Source organism: Vineibacter terrae (assembly GCF_008039615.1).
GTDB lineage: Bacteria > Pseudomonadota > Alphaproteobacteria > Reyranellales > Reyranellaceae > Vineibacter > Vineibacter terrae.
The window spans coordinates 26,672-40,661 of the sequence record NZ_VDUZ01000047.1; the positions used below are offsets into that span (position 1 = coordinate 26,672).

The 13,990-nt window shown below is 62.4% G+C and carries 9 protein-coding genes and 1 pseudogene; 3 read left to right on the plus strand and 7 right to left on the minus strand.

The genetic code is table 11. The features are described from left to right. Nucleotides 1-44: 44 nt before the first annotated feature. Nucleotides 45-1,085, minus strand: a complete 1,041-nt coding sequence (locus tag FHP25_RS31225) for a glycosyltransferase family 2 protein (protein ID WP_218578738.1) — start codon at nucleotides 1,083-1,085, stop codon at nucleotides 45-47. Between the two features lie 358 nt (nucleotides 1,086-1,443). Here FHP25_RS31225 and FHP25_RS31230 point away from each other — a divergent pair, with 358 nt between their 5' ends. Then, the gene (locus FHP25_RS31230; protein WP_147850910.1) at nucleotides 1,444-2,775 is read left to right on the plus strand and encodes an O-antigen ligase family protein; all 1,332 of its coding nucleotides are present in this window, start codon (nucleotides 1,444-1,446) and stop codon (nucleotides 2,773-2,775) included. A 78-nt stretch (nucleotides 2,776-2,853) separates the two neighbouring features. Here FHP25_RS31230 and FHP25_RS42310 read toward each other — a convergent pair whose 3' ends face one another. From FHP25_RS42310 to FHP25_RS31245, 3 genes and pseudogenes are all read right to left on the minus strand, one after another. Next, nucleotides 2,854-5,910: a cadherin-like domain-containing protein gene (locus FHP25_RS42310; protein ID WP_147850911.1), complete on the minus strand. Its 3,057-nt coding sequence runs from the start codon at nucleotides 5,908-5,910 to the stop codon at nucleotides 2,854-2,856. Between the two features lie 168 nt (nucleotides 5,911-6,078). After that, nucleotides 6,079-6,292 (minus strand): annotated as a pseudogene (locus FHP25_RS42740) (transposase); the annotation flags it as partial. Between the two features lie 150 nt (nucleotides 6,293-6,442). Next, nucleotides 6,443-6,664 carry a hypothetical protein gene (locus FHP25_RS31245; RefSeq protein ID WP_178133918.1) on the minus strand — a complete coding sequence of 74 codons (222 nt, stop codon included), beginning with the start codon at nucleotides 6,662-6,664 and terminating at the stop codon, nucleotides 6,443-6,445. 157 nt (nucleotides 6,665-6,821) lie between these two features. Between FHP25_RS31245 and FHP25_RS31250 the strand changes: the two genes are divergently transcribed. Together FHP25_RS31250 and FHP25_RS31255 are read left to right on the plus strand one after the other, a co-directional pair. Continuing rightward, a complete protein-coding gene (locus FHP25_RS31250; protein WP_147850913.1) occupies nucleotides 6,822-7,790 on the plus strand; it encodes a hypothetical protein in 969 nt (322 codons plus the stop codon). Nucleotides 7,791-7,974: 184 nt separating this feature from the next. After that, nucleotides 7,975-9,468 carry a hypothetical protein gene (locus FHP25_RS31255; RefSeq protein WP_218578739.1) on the plus strand — a complete coding sequence of 498 codons (1,494 nt, stop codon included), beginning with the start codon at nucleotides 7,975-7,977 and terminating at the stop codon, nucleotides 9,466-9,468. Between the two features lie 33 nt (nucleotides 9,469-9,501). Here the strand turns inward: FHP25_RS31255 and FHP25_RS31260 are convergent, their stop codons facing one another. From FHP25_RS31260 to FHP25_RS31270, 3 genes are all read right to left on the minus strand, one after another. After that, nucleotides 9,502-11,019 carry a class I SAM-dependent methyltransferase gene (locus tag FHP25_RS31260; protein ID WP_218578740.1) on the minus strand — a complete coding sequence of 506 codons (1,518 nt, stop codon included), beginning with the start codon at nucleotides 11,017-11,019 and terminating at the stop codon, nucleotides 9,502-9,504. Beyond that, nucleotides 11,016-12,326, minus strand: coding sequence for a glycosyltransferase family 4 protein (locus tag FHP25_RS31265; RefSeq protein ID WP_147850914.1), 1,311 nt, complete (start codon nucleotides 12,324-12,326; stop codon nucleotides 11,016-11,018). The genes FHP25_RS31260 and FHP25_RS31265 overlap by 4 nt, the downstream gene beginning before the upstream one ends. A gap of 156 nt (nucleotides 12,327-12,482) precedes the next feature. Beyond that, complete coding sequence (locus FHP25_RS31270; protein ID WP_147850915.1) at nucleotides 12,483-13,988, minus strand: O-antigen translocase; 1,506 nt, start codon at nucleotides 13,986-13,988, stop codon at nucleotides 12,483-12,485. Nucleotides 13,989-13,990 lie beyond the last annotated feature (2 nt).

Here is a 13,990-nt window from a genome sequence, read left to right on the forward strand (position 1 = left end):
TACCTCTTTCGTATTACTCCCTTTCTGGTTCCGGCTCTGCTGGCTCAGGACTGTTGACGATGCCAACCGGGCCGGCCGACCTCGCCTTTCAGTCCTGCCAAGACCCCCTTGATCACGGCGATGAAGTTGCCCGGCGCACGGCGGATCAGGAAACGCACAGCATACAGAAGCGAAACGGCAATGCGGGCGGGCAAGCCCCATGGAAAAAATCTGCGAACAAAATGCACGCCGTTGCGGTGCTGCAGATAGACCGTGAGTTTCGGGATCGCTGCGGCAGTTCTCGCCGACCCCGTCGTCGTGCCGCGCCCGTGGGACACGATGGACGCGCTCGCGTAGCCGAGACCGAACCGCTTGGCGCGCATTCCCCAGTCGAGATCCTCGAAGAACAGGAAATAGCGCTCGTCCATCAGGCCGATGGCCTCGACACAGGCGCGCGTGACGTACATGGATGCCCCCGAGGGGCTGTCCATCGCGTCTTCGATTGAAAGGAGGTCATGGGGTGCGCCGAGGTGGTCGCCAAGTCCGATCGGCACACTTCGTGGTGCAAGCCGCTGCCAGCGCAATCCGCCGCGAAACCGGACGTGCTCCGGCCGGTCTTCATCCACGATCGTGCTTCCGACCATTCCCTTGCCGCCAGCTTCCGCTCGCTCAACCAGCGCTGTAAGAGCGTGCGCCTCTGGCTTGGTATCCGGGTTAAGAATCCAGACACCTCTCCAGCCGGAGAGCTTCAAAAGGGGGGCGAGCCACGCATTGATGCCTCCGGCGTACCCAAGGTTCTCGGCGGCGCATCCGATCCACACGCGTGACGGCCGAGCTGTGAGCTGAAGTTGCTCGATGTCGGTGAGGCGGCTGGTGCCGATATCGAATGGACCGGGCTCATCATTTGCAGCGACGCACAAGCCACGGTCGATCAGGTCTCGCGCCAACCTCTCGTATGCCGTCTGGCCTCCATTCTCACAGATGAAAACGTCGAAGCCAGGCGCGATGGCTGCTTTCGAGAGCCCGGTGAGACAGTTGAGAATGTCCGCCGGGTTGCGAAAGCCGACGATCAGAACCGCGACATCGGCGATACGATCAGCAGTCAACCTTCATTCTCCGGAAGCGGCCATCCATCGATAGCACTGTCAGGCCGGCACGGCGCCCCAGGCAACACATCCCTACGGGTTGAGGTATTAAATACATTTTTGCTTGATAAGTCATTTTATACTATATCAAATTTAGGCAAATTATGGCAAATCAAATCATCGACGTCCGTCGATCCCGGTATCGACTTGAACGGTCATGAACATTACGGAATCCGCCTGTGATCTCTGCTTGAACGTGCCGGATCTCGCCGCGGTCCGTGGTTCCGCGGACATTTCGGCCTGCGTGGCGTCGCAGGGCTAGTGCGGGTGGCGTTGCTGGACCTGTCCGCCGATGGGATCTAACGCTCTCCTTGGTATTATGTTCGGCGTGCTGGCGTTCGCCCTGCCGCGTCGCCGCGCGTTTGGCGCAGTACTTGCCACGGCGACCTACACGACCTACGGAGACGCGCTCGATCTCGGCGGTCTGTCCTTCTACAGCATTCGCATCGTCATCGTGTTCACCCTGATCAGGGTGATTGTGAGGAGCGAACTGAAAGGCGTCCGGTTCCAGGCGTTCGATGCCCTTTTCGCGGCTTGGCTGATCGTGACGTGTCTTCTGTACGTCACGCTTGACGGAAGCTACGTCAACTTCACCGAGCGGCTGGGCTACCTCGGAGATGTCGGTGGGCTCTACATCATCGTCCGCGCGCTCGTCCGCAACCCAGACGATCTGGCGGGAACCGTCGCGATCCTCGCGCTCCTGCTGATTCCGCTCGCGGTGCTCATGGGGTTCGAACGGATAACCGGCCGCAACCTGTTCGCCGTGCTCGGAGGTGTTTCGGAGTGGTCGCAAGTGCGCAACGGGACCGTGCGCTGCCAAGGGCCGTTCAATCATTCGATCCTCGCAGGAACGTTCGGGGCGGCGGCCTTTCCCCTGATGGTGGGGCTGTCGGTCTTCCGGCCCCGCAGCAGGGCTCTGGCAGTAGTTGGCGCATTGTCCGCAGCCTTCGTTGTCTACACGTCCGGCTCGAGCGGACCCTTCAGCGCCCTGATCGTCGCCAGCATCGGCCTGGGCATGTGGTGGATCCGGACGCAGATACGCGTCGTGCGCTGGGCCATGCTTGGCGGCCTGGTCGTGATCGCGATCGTTATGAAGGCGCCCGTGTGGTATCTGATCAGCCGGCTCAGCGACCTGATCGGCGGCGATGGCTGGTACCGTTCGAAATTGATCGATAGTGCAGTCAACCACTTCAGCGAGTGGTGGCTGATCGGCACCGGGTACACGGCGCACTGGATGGAAACGGGAATCCCCTCGAGTCCCTATTCGGCCGACATCGTCAACGAGTTCGTCAACCAGGGTATTCGCGGTGGCCTGCTCTGCCTCGTGCTTTTTATCGCGACCCTGTCAAGAAGCTTCGCGGCGATGGGAACCGCCGCGAAGGCAACATCGACACCGCTGGGCCAGCGCTACTTCTTTTGGACGGTAGGCTGCTCGCTGGCCGCCCATGTTGCCTCCTTCTTTTCCGTCACCTACTTCGACCAGACGATCTCTGCATACTACCTGGTCATCGGCAGCACGGTAGTGGCGGCGGCGGTGTGCGACGGCCAAGGGCGGGAGACGCCGGTTCGGCAGCCGACCCGACTCGCACCGCCATACCGGGGATGGCGCAGGGCTGCGCCCCCGGCTGCTGGAATACCGGCCGAACGTTGAAGCTCTGAAGGGAGACGGCCCAGCGCGCGATCTGGCGGGTCGCCCCCAATACAGCCGCCACATGCCCTGGTCGGGAGGCTACAGGAAGAAGTCGCTTGCCGTCAGCGCGAAAGCTCCTTTCAGCTGGATCTGGAAATCGGCAACGGCGTCGCCGTTGACATCGCCCGAGACGATCGTGTCGGCGCCGAAGGCCTGCTGGCGGAGCTCGCCGGCGACCCCGTGGAAGGCAGCACCGCCGATGAAAGCAAAAGCCTGGTTGCCGGCCGCCGCAGTGTTGGCGTCGATCGTGGCGAGATCGATTCTGTCGGTGCCCCGCTCGAACCCTACGATCTGATCGCGAGTGGCGTCGGTCGTGCCGCTCTCATTGAACGCATGGAAGTCGAAAAGGTCGGCGCCCGCGCCGCCGATCAGGACGTCCCTCCCGCGGCCACCCAGCAACGTGTCGTTGCCGGCGCCGCCATTGAGCGTATCGTCGCCGTCGCCGCCATTGAGCGTATCGTTGCCGCCACCGCCATTGAGCGTGTCGTTGCCGCCACGGCCATTGAGCGTGTCGTTGCCGCCACGGCCATTGAGCGTGTCGTTACCGGCACCGCCGACCAGGTAGTTGGCGCGCTCATTCCCCGTCAGGGTGCGGCCAGCCGCGTCGTCCACGCGGATGCTCACCGTCGCGGTGTCGCTGCCGCCGTGGCCGTCGTCCACCGTGTAGGTGAAACTGTCCGCGCCGACATAGCCGGCATCTCGTGTGTACGTGAAGGTGCCGTTGCCGTTGTCTGCCAGCGTGCCATGCGTCGGCTGTGTGACGCCCTGGATCGTCAGCGCGTCAAAATCGGCATCCGTGTCGTTGGCCAGAAGCGCTGCCGCGCTGATCACCAGCGGCTGGTCCCCGGTCGCCTGCAGCGGCCCATCGTCGATCGCAACCGGTGCGTCGTTGACCGGGTTTACAGCGATGCTCACCCTCGCCGTGTCGCTGCCGCCGTGGCCGTCGCTGACCGTATAGGTGAAGCTGTCGGCCCCGTTGTAGTTCCGGACCGGCGTGTAGGTGAAGGTGCCGTTGCCGTTGTCTGCCAGCGCGCCATGCGCCGGCTGCGTGACGCCCTGGATCGTCAGCGCGTCAAGATCGGCATCCGTATCGTTGGCCAGCAGCGCCGCCGCGCTGATCACCAGCGGCTGGTCCCCGGTCGCCTGCAGCGGCCCATCGTCGATCGCAACCGGTGCGTCGTTGACCGGGTTCACAGTAATGCTCACCCTCGCCGTGTCGCTGCCGCCGTGGCCGTCGCTGACCGTATAGGTGAAGCTGTCGGCGCCGTTGTAGTTCGGAACCGGCGTGTAGGTGAAGGTGCCGTTGCCGTTGTAAACGACGGCACCATGGGCGCCCTGGCTGAAGCCGATGATGCTGGCCGCCGTCAGGGTGCTGTCCGCGTCGCTGTCGTTGGCCAGCACGTTGCCCGTGGTGATCGCCTTGTCCTCGCTGCCCGACGCACTGTCATCGCCGGCCACCGGCGCGGCGTTGGATGTCGACGCCGGCACAGTGATGTCGGCGAACCGCAGCATCTCGATGCCCTGGAGCGTGTCGGTCCCCTCGTCGCCGTTGGCCGGATTGAGGTCCCGGATTGTCAGCCCGCCGCCCACCGCCAGGATTTCGTAATCGGCGCGGTTGCCGGCATAGACTGCGGTATCGTTGCCGGCGCCGCCATTGAGCGTGTCGTTACCGGCGCCACCATTGAGCGTGTCGTTGCCGCCGCCGCCATTGAGCGTGTCCGCGCCGAGACCGCCATTGAGCGTATTGCTGCCCGAGTTGCCGGTGAGCACGTTGGCCAGCGAGTTCCCCGTGCCGTTGATGTTGCCGTTGCCCGTCAGCGTCAGGTTCTCGATGTAGTTCGCCAGGCTATAGCTCACCGAGCTCAGCACCGTGTCCGTGCCCTGGCCGTTCTCCTCGACCACGACGTCGCCGGCATTGTCGACGACGTAGGTGTCGTCGCCCGCCCCACCTGCCATATGGTCGGCGTTGGCTCCGCCATCGAGTATATTGTTGCCTGCGTTGCCGGTGAGCACGTTGGCCAGCGAGTTCCCCGTGCCGTTGATGTTGTCGCTGCCTGTCAGCGTCAGGTTCTCAATGCCGGCGGGCAACGTGTAGCTGACGTCTGACTGGACAGTGCCGGTGTCGACGGGCCCGGCATCGCTGCCAGCAACGAGCTGGCCGGTACTCATGTCGATGTTGTTGGTATAGGTCGCCTGCACGGTACCTTTAGTGCCTATGTAAAGGGCGCCATATGCACCGCTGCTGGCATTATTAAATCCATTTACCGAAGCGTAGAAATTGTCCTGGACATGCATATTCGTGGCGGTGCCTGGAGGATCCACGTAGAAGCCCGTCAGATAGGACGCCCCTCCCGGCAAGTTTGCTATCACCGTGTTGTTTGCGACAGTACTATTATAGAAATTCCCACCTGCATCATTGTAGAAGGCGATGCCCGTTCCTATCCCAATCGGAAAACCTTCTGCGTTTCGAGCATCTCCCGAATAGATGGTATTATACGCAATGAGCGCTGAAGCGTTCGGATCGTTGGTGCCTTCGACAGCAATCGCACAGGCGTGCGCTCCATCCTGCCACGCGAAGCCCGACATGACATTATACATCACCGTCATGGGCTCAGGGGCATAGATCGCGGCTGGCGCATTCTTGAGCACGGAATACTCAACCGTGAGCGGGCACCATACTTTTATCAGCGAGAAGTCCGGATCCGACGCCATTCCACCGCCATCGAACGAACAGTACCTCACGACGAGGTTCGCCGTCGCGTCGACAGTGCTTCGAATGTTGATGCCCGTCGTCGCGGCACAGTCGACGATCGTAGCGGTTCCTTTCGCAGTCGCGGTTACCAGCACCGTGTAGTTCGTCAGATTGTAGCCGCTCAGCGTGACGTCGGTGCCGTTGATGTAGATGACGTGGTTTCCCAGCGTGGTTCCGGCTGGCAGGTTGTCGGCGGTCGGGACTCTCAGCGTGATTCCGGGGTGAACGCCAACGGCATAGTCGACTCCAGCGACTTCCCACGCTGGGCGAACCGCATAACCGTCCAGCAAATGCGGCACTTGCGGCGTGCCGCCCGGCGCACCCGTAGATCCATCGCCCGCCATCTCAATCTCCGTTTGTTGCGTCTTGCGTTCAACACTCCTCGGTCGTTGAAGTCCCGCACGCCGGCGTTGCTCCCGACCTCAACTACTTCTCATCCGGTCAACCGTCTGACCGGCGCTCGGGTCTCTGCTAGCACGATTCTTGTCGCCGGGGGAAGTCAAGCCCGGATTTCGCAACCATCCGCATGAAGGTGGCCGTTGGGTACGCTTTAGGCCGATACGGCGCAGCGCGCAGATCAGGACATGAGCCATGGCGGCGAACCACAGGCACAGCTGGTTGGCGCGCATAGTGGTGCTCGATGTGCGGTCGGCGAAGAGGTCGCCCTGGCTTTTTCTTGATGCGGTTCTCCACGTCGCCGCGGGCGCAGTAGACCTTCTCGTACAGTGCAGCGGGACATCCGTGGCGTCCAGGTCCAGCACGATCTGAGACGGCGCGCTGCCATGCGCCGCCAGGAACAGATCGACAAACAGCCCGTCGATCGCCGCCGGATCGTGGCTGATCTTGTGGTACTTCGTCGCCACCGGCCGGCTCAGCTCAAGACGGTTCAACGTGCTCTTGCTCCGGCTCGTCCACGCCCATGCGTCCGGCGTACTCGTTGGAGAGATGGTGGACCGTGAGGTCGCCGAGACGGGAGATCGGGATCAGCTTGGTGAAGCCGCCTTGGGTGTAGAGGTCCGTCGCCGTAATGCAGAGAAGGTCGTGCTCCTCGCGCGGTTCGGCCAGGAAGCCGCCCGAGCCGTCAGTCAAAGGCGGCATTCGGATTAACCCTTCGGAGGATGAGTAATGGTCAAATTGCTGCTTGCTGGATCTAAGAAAGCTTGGACATCATTAGACAGGGCTGAAGGACATACTCATCCGGGATGGGCAAAATCAGGTGACCAGGCTCCGATACGGCGGTGACAAGCACCGGATCATGGATATGTTCGCGGCCCTGTCACCGGGGCTAGCGCTCGCGCTCATTGTGGTCCTGGCGCCTGTGTCCTCTCCCGCCGCGAGCGGCTGTCCCGCTTACCCGGAATTTCCGGATTCCAATTGCACGGGCTGGAAACATACGGGCGTCACGCTCACTGCGGTGCCATCTCAGGTTTCCAGCGGCGCGGGCTGGCACGTTGGCACGGTTGGCGGTCAACAGATTTTTTACATCACCAAAGACAATGCAGTTGTCGATAGCCTGGACATCAATCTTTGCGTCAAGGTGTTCGCCAACAATGTCACGATACAACGTTCACGCATTCGCTGCTCGGACTATTACGCGATTCGAATGGCTGATCCGCCAACGAGATATCGAGGACTCAAACTGATCGATGTCGAGCTTGACGGACTGGGACGGGCCGGCGCTCAAACTGTCGCTGTTGAAGAATCGGCCGACGGCCATTTTCTCCGCGTTCATGTCCACGGCATGGGCAGCAGCGGGCCTCGCATCGGATCGGGCACCGTCATTGAAGACTCTTATATTCATGGCTTTCACTGCAATCCAGGTGATCACACGGCCGGCATGTCTTCCAACGGCGGCGGCGGCGGCATTGTTGTTCGACACAACAACATTGACATCGACCACCGGCCCGGTTGTGCAACGGCAGCATGGGAGATCGCCCTGGATTTTGGAACCTACAATGGCATCTTGATAGAGAAGAACCTGTTCAACGGTGGCGCCTACTGTGCCTACGCCGCCCTCAAGGTGCCCAGGAGCGCTTACCCGCCGGCTACCAATGTGCGATTTGTCGACAACGTTTTTGGGAGAAAATATTCGCCCAAATGTGGACTTTACGGTCCGATTGCCCAATGGGCCAACTCGCCGGGCTCTGTCTGGCGCAACAACACCTGGGGTCCTGGCGCCAGGGCGACATCGGACCACAAAATTGGGGATCCCGTGATTCCCTAGTGTAGTGTCCTACAAATAGCTGGTGATGCCACAGAGGGATGTTTTCCGGCATGTGCGGCACCGCGTGCGAAAAAGCGAAGCAAACGCCTATCCAGTCGATAACGAGACAGTACTCCAGCGATTATGCAATCTCGAGGAGCGCACGCTTTGAGAATGGGATTGCACGGCCATAGTGAGAGAAGCGATGACTTCCATACTCGAGCACGAAGGCCAATTCCGCATCGCTGTCGATGAGCAGCCCCCGAGGCCGGAATCGACTCGGTTTAAGCTCGGGCCGATAGTCGTGGATGTATTCCGCGGGGCCAAGGCTGTCGAGGCCTGCGACAAGTCTGGCCGGCCGGTCGGATTGTTCATCGGAACGCTGATCGATACAGATCGGCAGCGGGTCATCGACGATCGAGTGGTGTTTGACGCCGACCTATCTGATGTCAGAGACATTGACCGGTTTCTTGAACTGCAGATCTACAGGTTTGCCGGCAGGTTTCTGTTCATCCTTGATATGCTAGGCCAGCGGCGCATCTATCTCGATGCAAACGGCAGCAAATCACTTGTGTACGATGCAGCCGAGCGAGCTGCAGCGGCGACGACGTCCCTTTTGCTCTCTCCAGAAGATTATCGGGAAAGATTCCAGGCGGACCTCTACCATGCGTGCGGCGTGGACAGAGACGGCTGGTTTACGGCCGGACTGACGGCTCACCGCGGCGTTCGACGGCTTTTGTGCAACCATTATCTGGATCTCGATAGCTGGAAAGCCGTACGGCACTGGCCAACCGGACAATTTGAGGAATCCGCCAATCCCGAGGAGGAAATTGCGACGATCACCGAGCAGGTCAAGCGCACGATACGAGCGCTGACGAACAGCGGAAGTGTTTCTGTTGCCCTGACAGCCGGGAATGAGACTCGCCTGCTTCTCGCATGTTGCCGCGATTTGTTGCCAAAAGTCACGTTCGTAACCGTGGCAGCTCCCGGTGCAGCTCTCGAGGTGGTCAGAGCCAGAGAGTTGGCATCGCAATTCGGGTTAAATCACCACGTATTGCCTTACGTAAGGGCGAACCCATCGCAGGCCGAGCTTTGGGAGCGACGCACGAGCCATTGCGTTACGGGCACCAATAAAACAATGCACCCGAGTGTGGCACCCCTGGATGGAAAGGTCTTTCTGGGAGGGCTTGGTGGAGAGATCGGGAGGGGTTTTCTTTGGTTGGGGTCGGAACGCTCCGATGCCATTGCCGCGGTAGACATTATCGATCGGCTTAAATTGCCGAGACATCTGGATGTGCTGGCTGCGGTGAAGGATTGGTTTGATCCGCTCGCCCACCATGACGCTCTGGGCAAGCTGGATTTAGCCTATTTGGAGTTGCGAATGAGCTGCTGGGGGTTCGCGGATTCGTACGTTCTACCAAAGCAACTGGAAATTCATCCTCTTGTGTCTCGTCGAATATATTCCGCAATGCTTTCGCTGCCGGCCGAGATGCGGAGAAATAACGGAATGACCACGGCGTGCATCAAGCGGGAATGGCCTGAACTGCTCTCCCTTCCGATCAACAGGTATGGTGATCTACGAGACAAGCTGTCTCCCATTGGCAGAGCTGTCGCTAATCCACGCAGCGCAATGCGAAAGATGCGTCAGCTGGGCTTGGTGGCTTTAAGCCGGGGACTGGCTCGCCTACCGAAATTTTGATTCGGAAGACCTGCAGGGAACGAGTCTGCCCGACTACGCCACCGACCGCCGCTCCACCGGCCTCGCGCTGCCCCCGGCTTTCCGCGCGACGGTAATGATGTCCGTGGCCATGGACATGCCGACGCGGCTGCTCGGGACGTGACGCAGGATGCCGGCGCGCCGGTGGGCTATTCCCACGGTGTGCGCCGTCACGAAGCCCGCCCCCTCGCACCACCTTCGAACCTTGCCGGCGGACACAGGATGCGCACCCGTGCGCTCGTAGCCGCCCTGTCGCCCGAGCCTTCCACGGCGAAGGCAATTCCAGATCTCCGGGATGCTGCGCATGTTGGGGCTTTGGATGATGACCGTCGCGCCGGCGGACAGGACATCGCCAAACAGCGACAGAACCCCGACCGGCTCTGGCACGAGGTGCAGCACGTTCAGGTACAGCACGCAGTCGAACTGTCGTCCTTCCAGACACGCACGCGTGGAGCAAAAGTCACCGTGGATCATCTCCACGCCGCTGTCCGCGGCCATGGCCGAGACGACCGGGTCGAGCGGGATCGCGGTAACCTGCAGGCCTTTTCCGGCCAGCGCCATCTCGGTCGCGCCCCAGCCGCAGCCGATCGAAAGGATCGTGCGTGCCGAATCCGGAATGAGCACCATGACCTCGCTGCTCGGCGGCTCGTAATGGTCCTTCGAAAATGCCGCACGCCGCAGCCGGGTTCGCAGCCGGGTTTCGGTCTCGAAGAGCTGGGCTGCGCGGTCTTCGCTGCCGGCCATTTGCCTCAGGGCCGCAATCTGGCGCCGCATCTCCGGCTCATCCACGCCCATGCGTCCGGCGTACTTGTTGGAGAGGTGGTGGACCGTGAAGTCCCCCAAACGAGAGATCGGGATCAGCTTGGTGAAGCCGCATTGGGTGTAAGGGTCTGTCGCCGCGGTGCAGAGAAGGTCGTACCTCTCCGCGTGCGGTTCGACCAGGAAGCCGCCCGAGCTGATCGCTTTCGCAAGCTGCTCCCGCGTGAGCACATAGCAGGCCGCATGTTCGTTGGTGAACCTGGCGAGGAGATGTTCTCCACGGGACATGAGCGACTGTGGCTCCCAATGGAAGTGCCAGTGGACGTCGGGAAAGCTCACGCGTCCGTCCGGCCGCTTCTCGATCCGAAGAAAGCCCGCCAGTTCGTCATCGTCGAGGTCCGCGGTCACGTCGAGAAAAGCACGCAGATGCGCTTCGGTGATCAGGATGTCGTCTTCCGAGTAGACGAAGAGATCGTATTTGTCGGCGCGCTCGGCAAAGAGTGTCTTGTGGGCGAACGGCAGCGACCAAGGGTTCTTGCTCGGCAGCCCGACCCGCATCTCGACGCCCGGTCCGAGGTCCTTGTCGATGTTGGACAGGACGACGATGTCGACGTCGAATGGCATCGTGCGATATTCGTCGAGGAGCTGCGCGAGATAGCGGTCGTTGCCGCGGCCGTAGCTGGCAATCGCGACCAATACCCGCGTGCGTGCGTCCTGACGGTGATCCCGGTCAGGCCCGGCGTATGTCCGGTTGAGCGCCACCTGGTTCGTCAATTGCTGATCCCCCGCTCCGCCCGGCGCCGGGCGGCCGAGCCTTCGCGCCGGGGCATCATGCCCACGGCGAGCACCTTTGCGACGACGGCAAGCCCGTTGCTGTCGTCGGTCACACCCGTCCCACGCCAGCGCCGGTATTTGCTCCGCAGCTTCATGGCCACGAGGCCGGCGCCAGACCGGGCAGCGTCCGCCATCGTCGCGACCGGCGCGACCCGCTGCTCGATCGCGGCGAGGTATTCCGCCTCCTGCAGCCGGGCGGCCTGCCGCAGGCTGAACCGGTCGAGCACCAGCTGCCGCGCGAAGCATCCCAGGGCCTGCCGCAGCTCCGGCGCTTCGAGCAGGCGCATAAGCGCGGCGCGGAGCCCGTCTGCGCCATGTCCGAGGGAGCCGGCCCCGAGACCGTACCAGCCCTGCCTCAGGAACGTCGGCGCGGTCTCCGGCGTAAGCAGTTCGCTGAAGCCGCGTTCGCCCACCACGATCAGCGGCTTCGCGAAGGCCATGCCGCGCAACGCCGAGCCGCCCTGCCCGATCGTGATGTCGGCCCCGGCATAGGCCGGCCGCGGATCGTCGAGCGCGCCCGCGAGCACGACGACCTGACGTCCGACTGTCGCATTGGTCTGCGCTGCGCGCTCGGCGACGGCGTTTCGCGCCGGCCCGTCGCCCACGATGACGAGCCGCAGCTTGTAGCCGGCACGCGCGAGCTCGCCTGCCGCGTCACAGGCCGTCAGCAAGCCTTCCAGCTTCAAGTCCGGCACCAGCCGGCAGACCATCATGGCCACGACTTCACCGGCGCCGATCCCGTGCCGGGCGCGGAATTCCCCGCCCCCGATCGAGGGATGGTCCGCCTCCGTGTCGACGGGCGGCTCCAGCAGCGTGACCCGGCGGTGACCGGCCGCGAGCGCCGCCTCGCGAATCCGCTCGGTCCCGACGATCAGCGGCACGGTGCGGGGAACGAACGGCGCCACCGACATCGACATGATGGTCCCGACCACCGCGATGCCGCGCCGGGACCTGAGGCCGTAGAAGGCTTCGAGGATGGGCGGCCACTCGTAGCCGTGCACTACCTCGACGCCCCGGTCCCGGACCAGTCGCGCCAGCGTTCCCATGACGCCGGGCGACGGCCTGCGGCGGTGAGCGGAGATCTCGATATGCTCCAGGCCCATGGCCCGCACCCGTTCCACGAGCGGCCCCGGTTCCGACAGGACAATCACCTCGTGCCCGCGATCGCGGACCGCCGCGGCCAGCTGGATGGCGTTGAGCTGCGAGCCGCCGAGCTCCATGGTGTGCGGATAGACGAGGATTCTCATGCGAAGGATCGGGTGCGTGGCAATCGGGTTCAAGAATTTTCTATTTGAGGCTTTCTCTCAGGAAGTGGGCATGGCGATAACAGGGTACGATGACGTCGACCGAGCTCATCTTATCTTCCCTTCTTCGATCCTTCGCGAAAGCTCGCAACAGCATCCCTATGCAGGATACCAATGCGAAATTCGCAGCCGCTCCAGAATTCTTTGCACCTTCGGCGGCAATCGATCCTCGGCCAGCGATGTCAGGAGGCGATGCAGCGAATACATTCCACTTGAAACCGTAATGCCGATCCCGGTCACTTCGGCCCAGGGTGACGGAAGAAAATGACACCCCGCGAATACGAGACCGACGCAAAGAACGAAAAACAGTCCGATGCGCGTGCTCTCCCGGGACCATGAGAATCCGGTCAGCCGCAGGACAATCGGATAGATGATGAGTCCGTGGAAAAGGTAGGAGCCGAAGAATGCCATCCCCGCGCCATTCAGCCCGAACCAGCCGACGAACAGCCACGTGAGCACGACGTTCACTGCGGCCCAGGCGAAGTCCACGGCGAGGAAAAGCCGGCGGCGACCCTTGGCGACGACGATGAACCCCATGGGCCAGGTGATCACGCGCATTGCCACGCCGAGGCAGATCCAGCGCAGCGTCTCGATCGCGCCGACGAACTCGGACGTGTAGAACAGGGCAATGACGAGCGGCGCACACACGATCGTCGCGCAAACGCCCGGCGCCGCGAGCAGCATGCCGATCTGGCTTTGCTCGTCTGTCAGCCGATTGCATTGTGAATTGTCTTCGGCGACACTGACCAGCCGCGGATAGAAATCGGCACCCATGGCCTGCACGACGAAATTGACGTAGAGACCACCCAGTGTCCAGGCGGCCGCATACAGACCGGCCGCCTCCAGCCCGACCTGCCGCGCCAGCATCATTCGAACGGCATAGCCGGCACCGATCATCAGGAAGCCGCTCGCCATGAACGCGAGACCGAACTTCAGGAGCTCGGCCGCCTCCCCTCGAGCCTCCGAGAACGTCATTGACGGCGGATCGACCAGGATCTTGCGGCTGTACCACCACGATACGAGAAGCGACATCGCAGCCACGCAGACCAGGAAGGGCGCGACGCCCTGTTCCCGCAGGTGCCAGGCGATGGGAATGCCGACGAGCGCGCCGAGCAGCGCGCCGAGCACGCCCATCCGGGCGAGATCCCCGATACGCCGGGTGCCCTGGATCAGCGCGCCCTGCCCCCCGGCGAGGAGCTGAAAGAGGACTGCGAGAGACAGCAGGGCGATCGCCCAGGCGTGGTCGTCGTTTCCGAACGTCATGAGCGAGGCCTGGCGGCTGAACAACGCCAGGAAAGCCGCCCCCAGCAGCCCGAGCACGATCACTGTGCGGCGCAGGACGGCCGCTGTGCGAGCGACGCGGCGTTCGTCGCCGGTGCCCGCGGCCTCGGCAATCTGGCGCACGCCGCTGCTGTTGATCCCCATGCCGGCAACGGACACGACGAGCTCCACGATGGAGCTGTAGAGCCCCAGCAAGCCAAATCCGGCGGACCCGAGCAGGATCGCCATGATCTTGGTGCGCACGATGCCGATCAGAATGACGACGACCGAAGAGCCGCCGATCAGGGCCGACGATTTGAGGATCTGCGAGTACGATCTCTGCATCG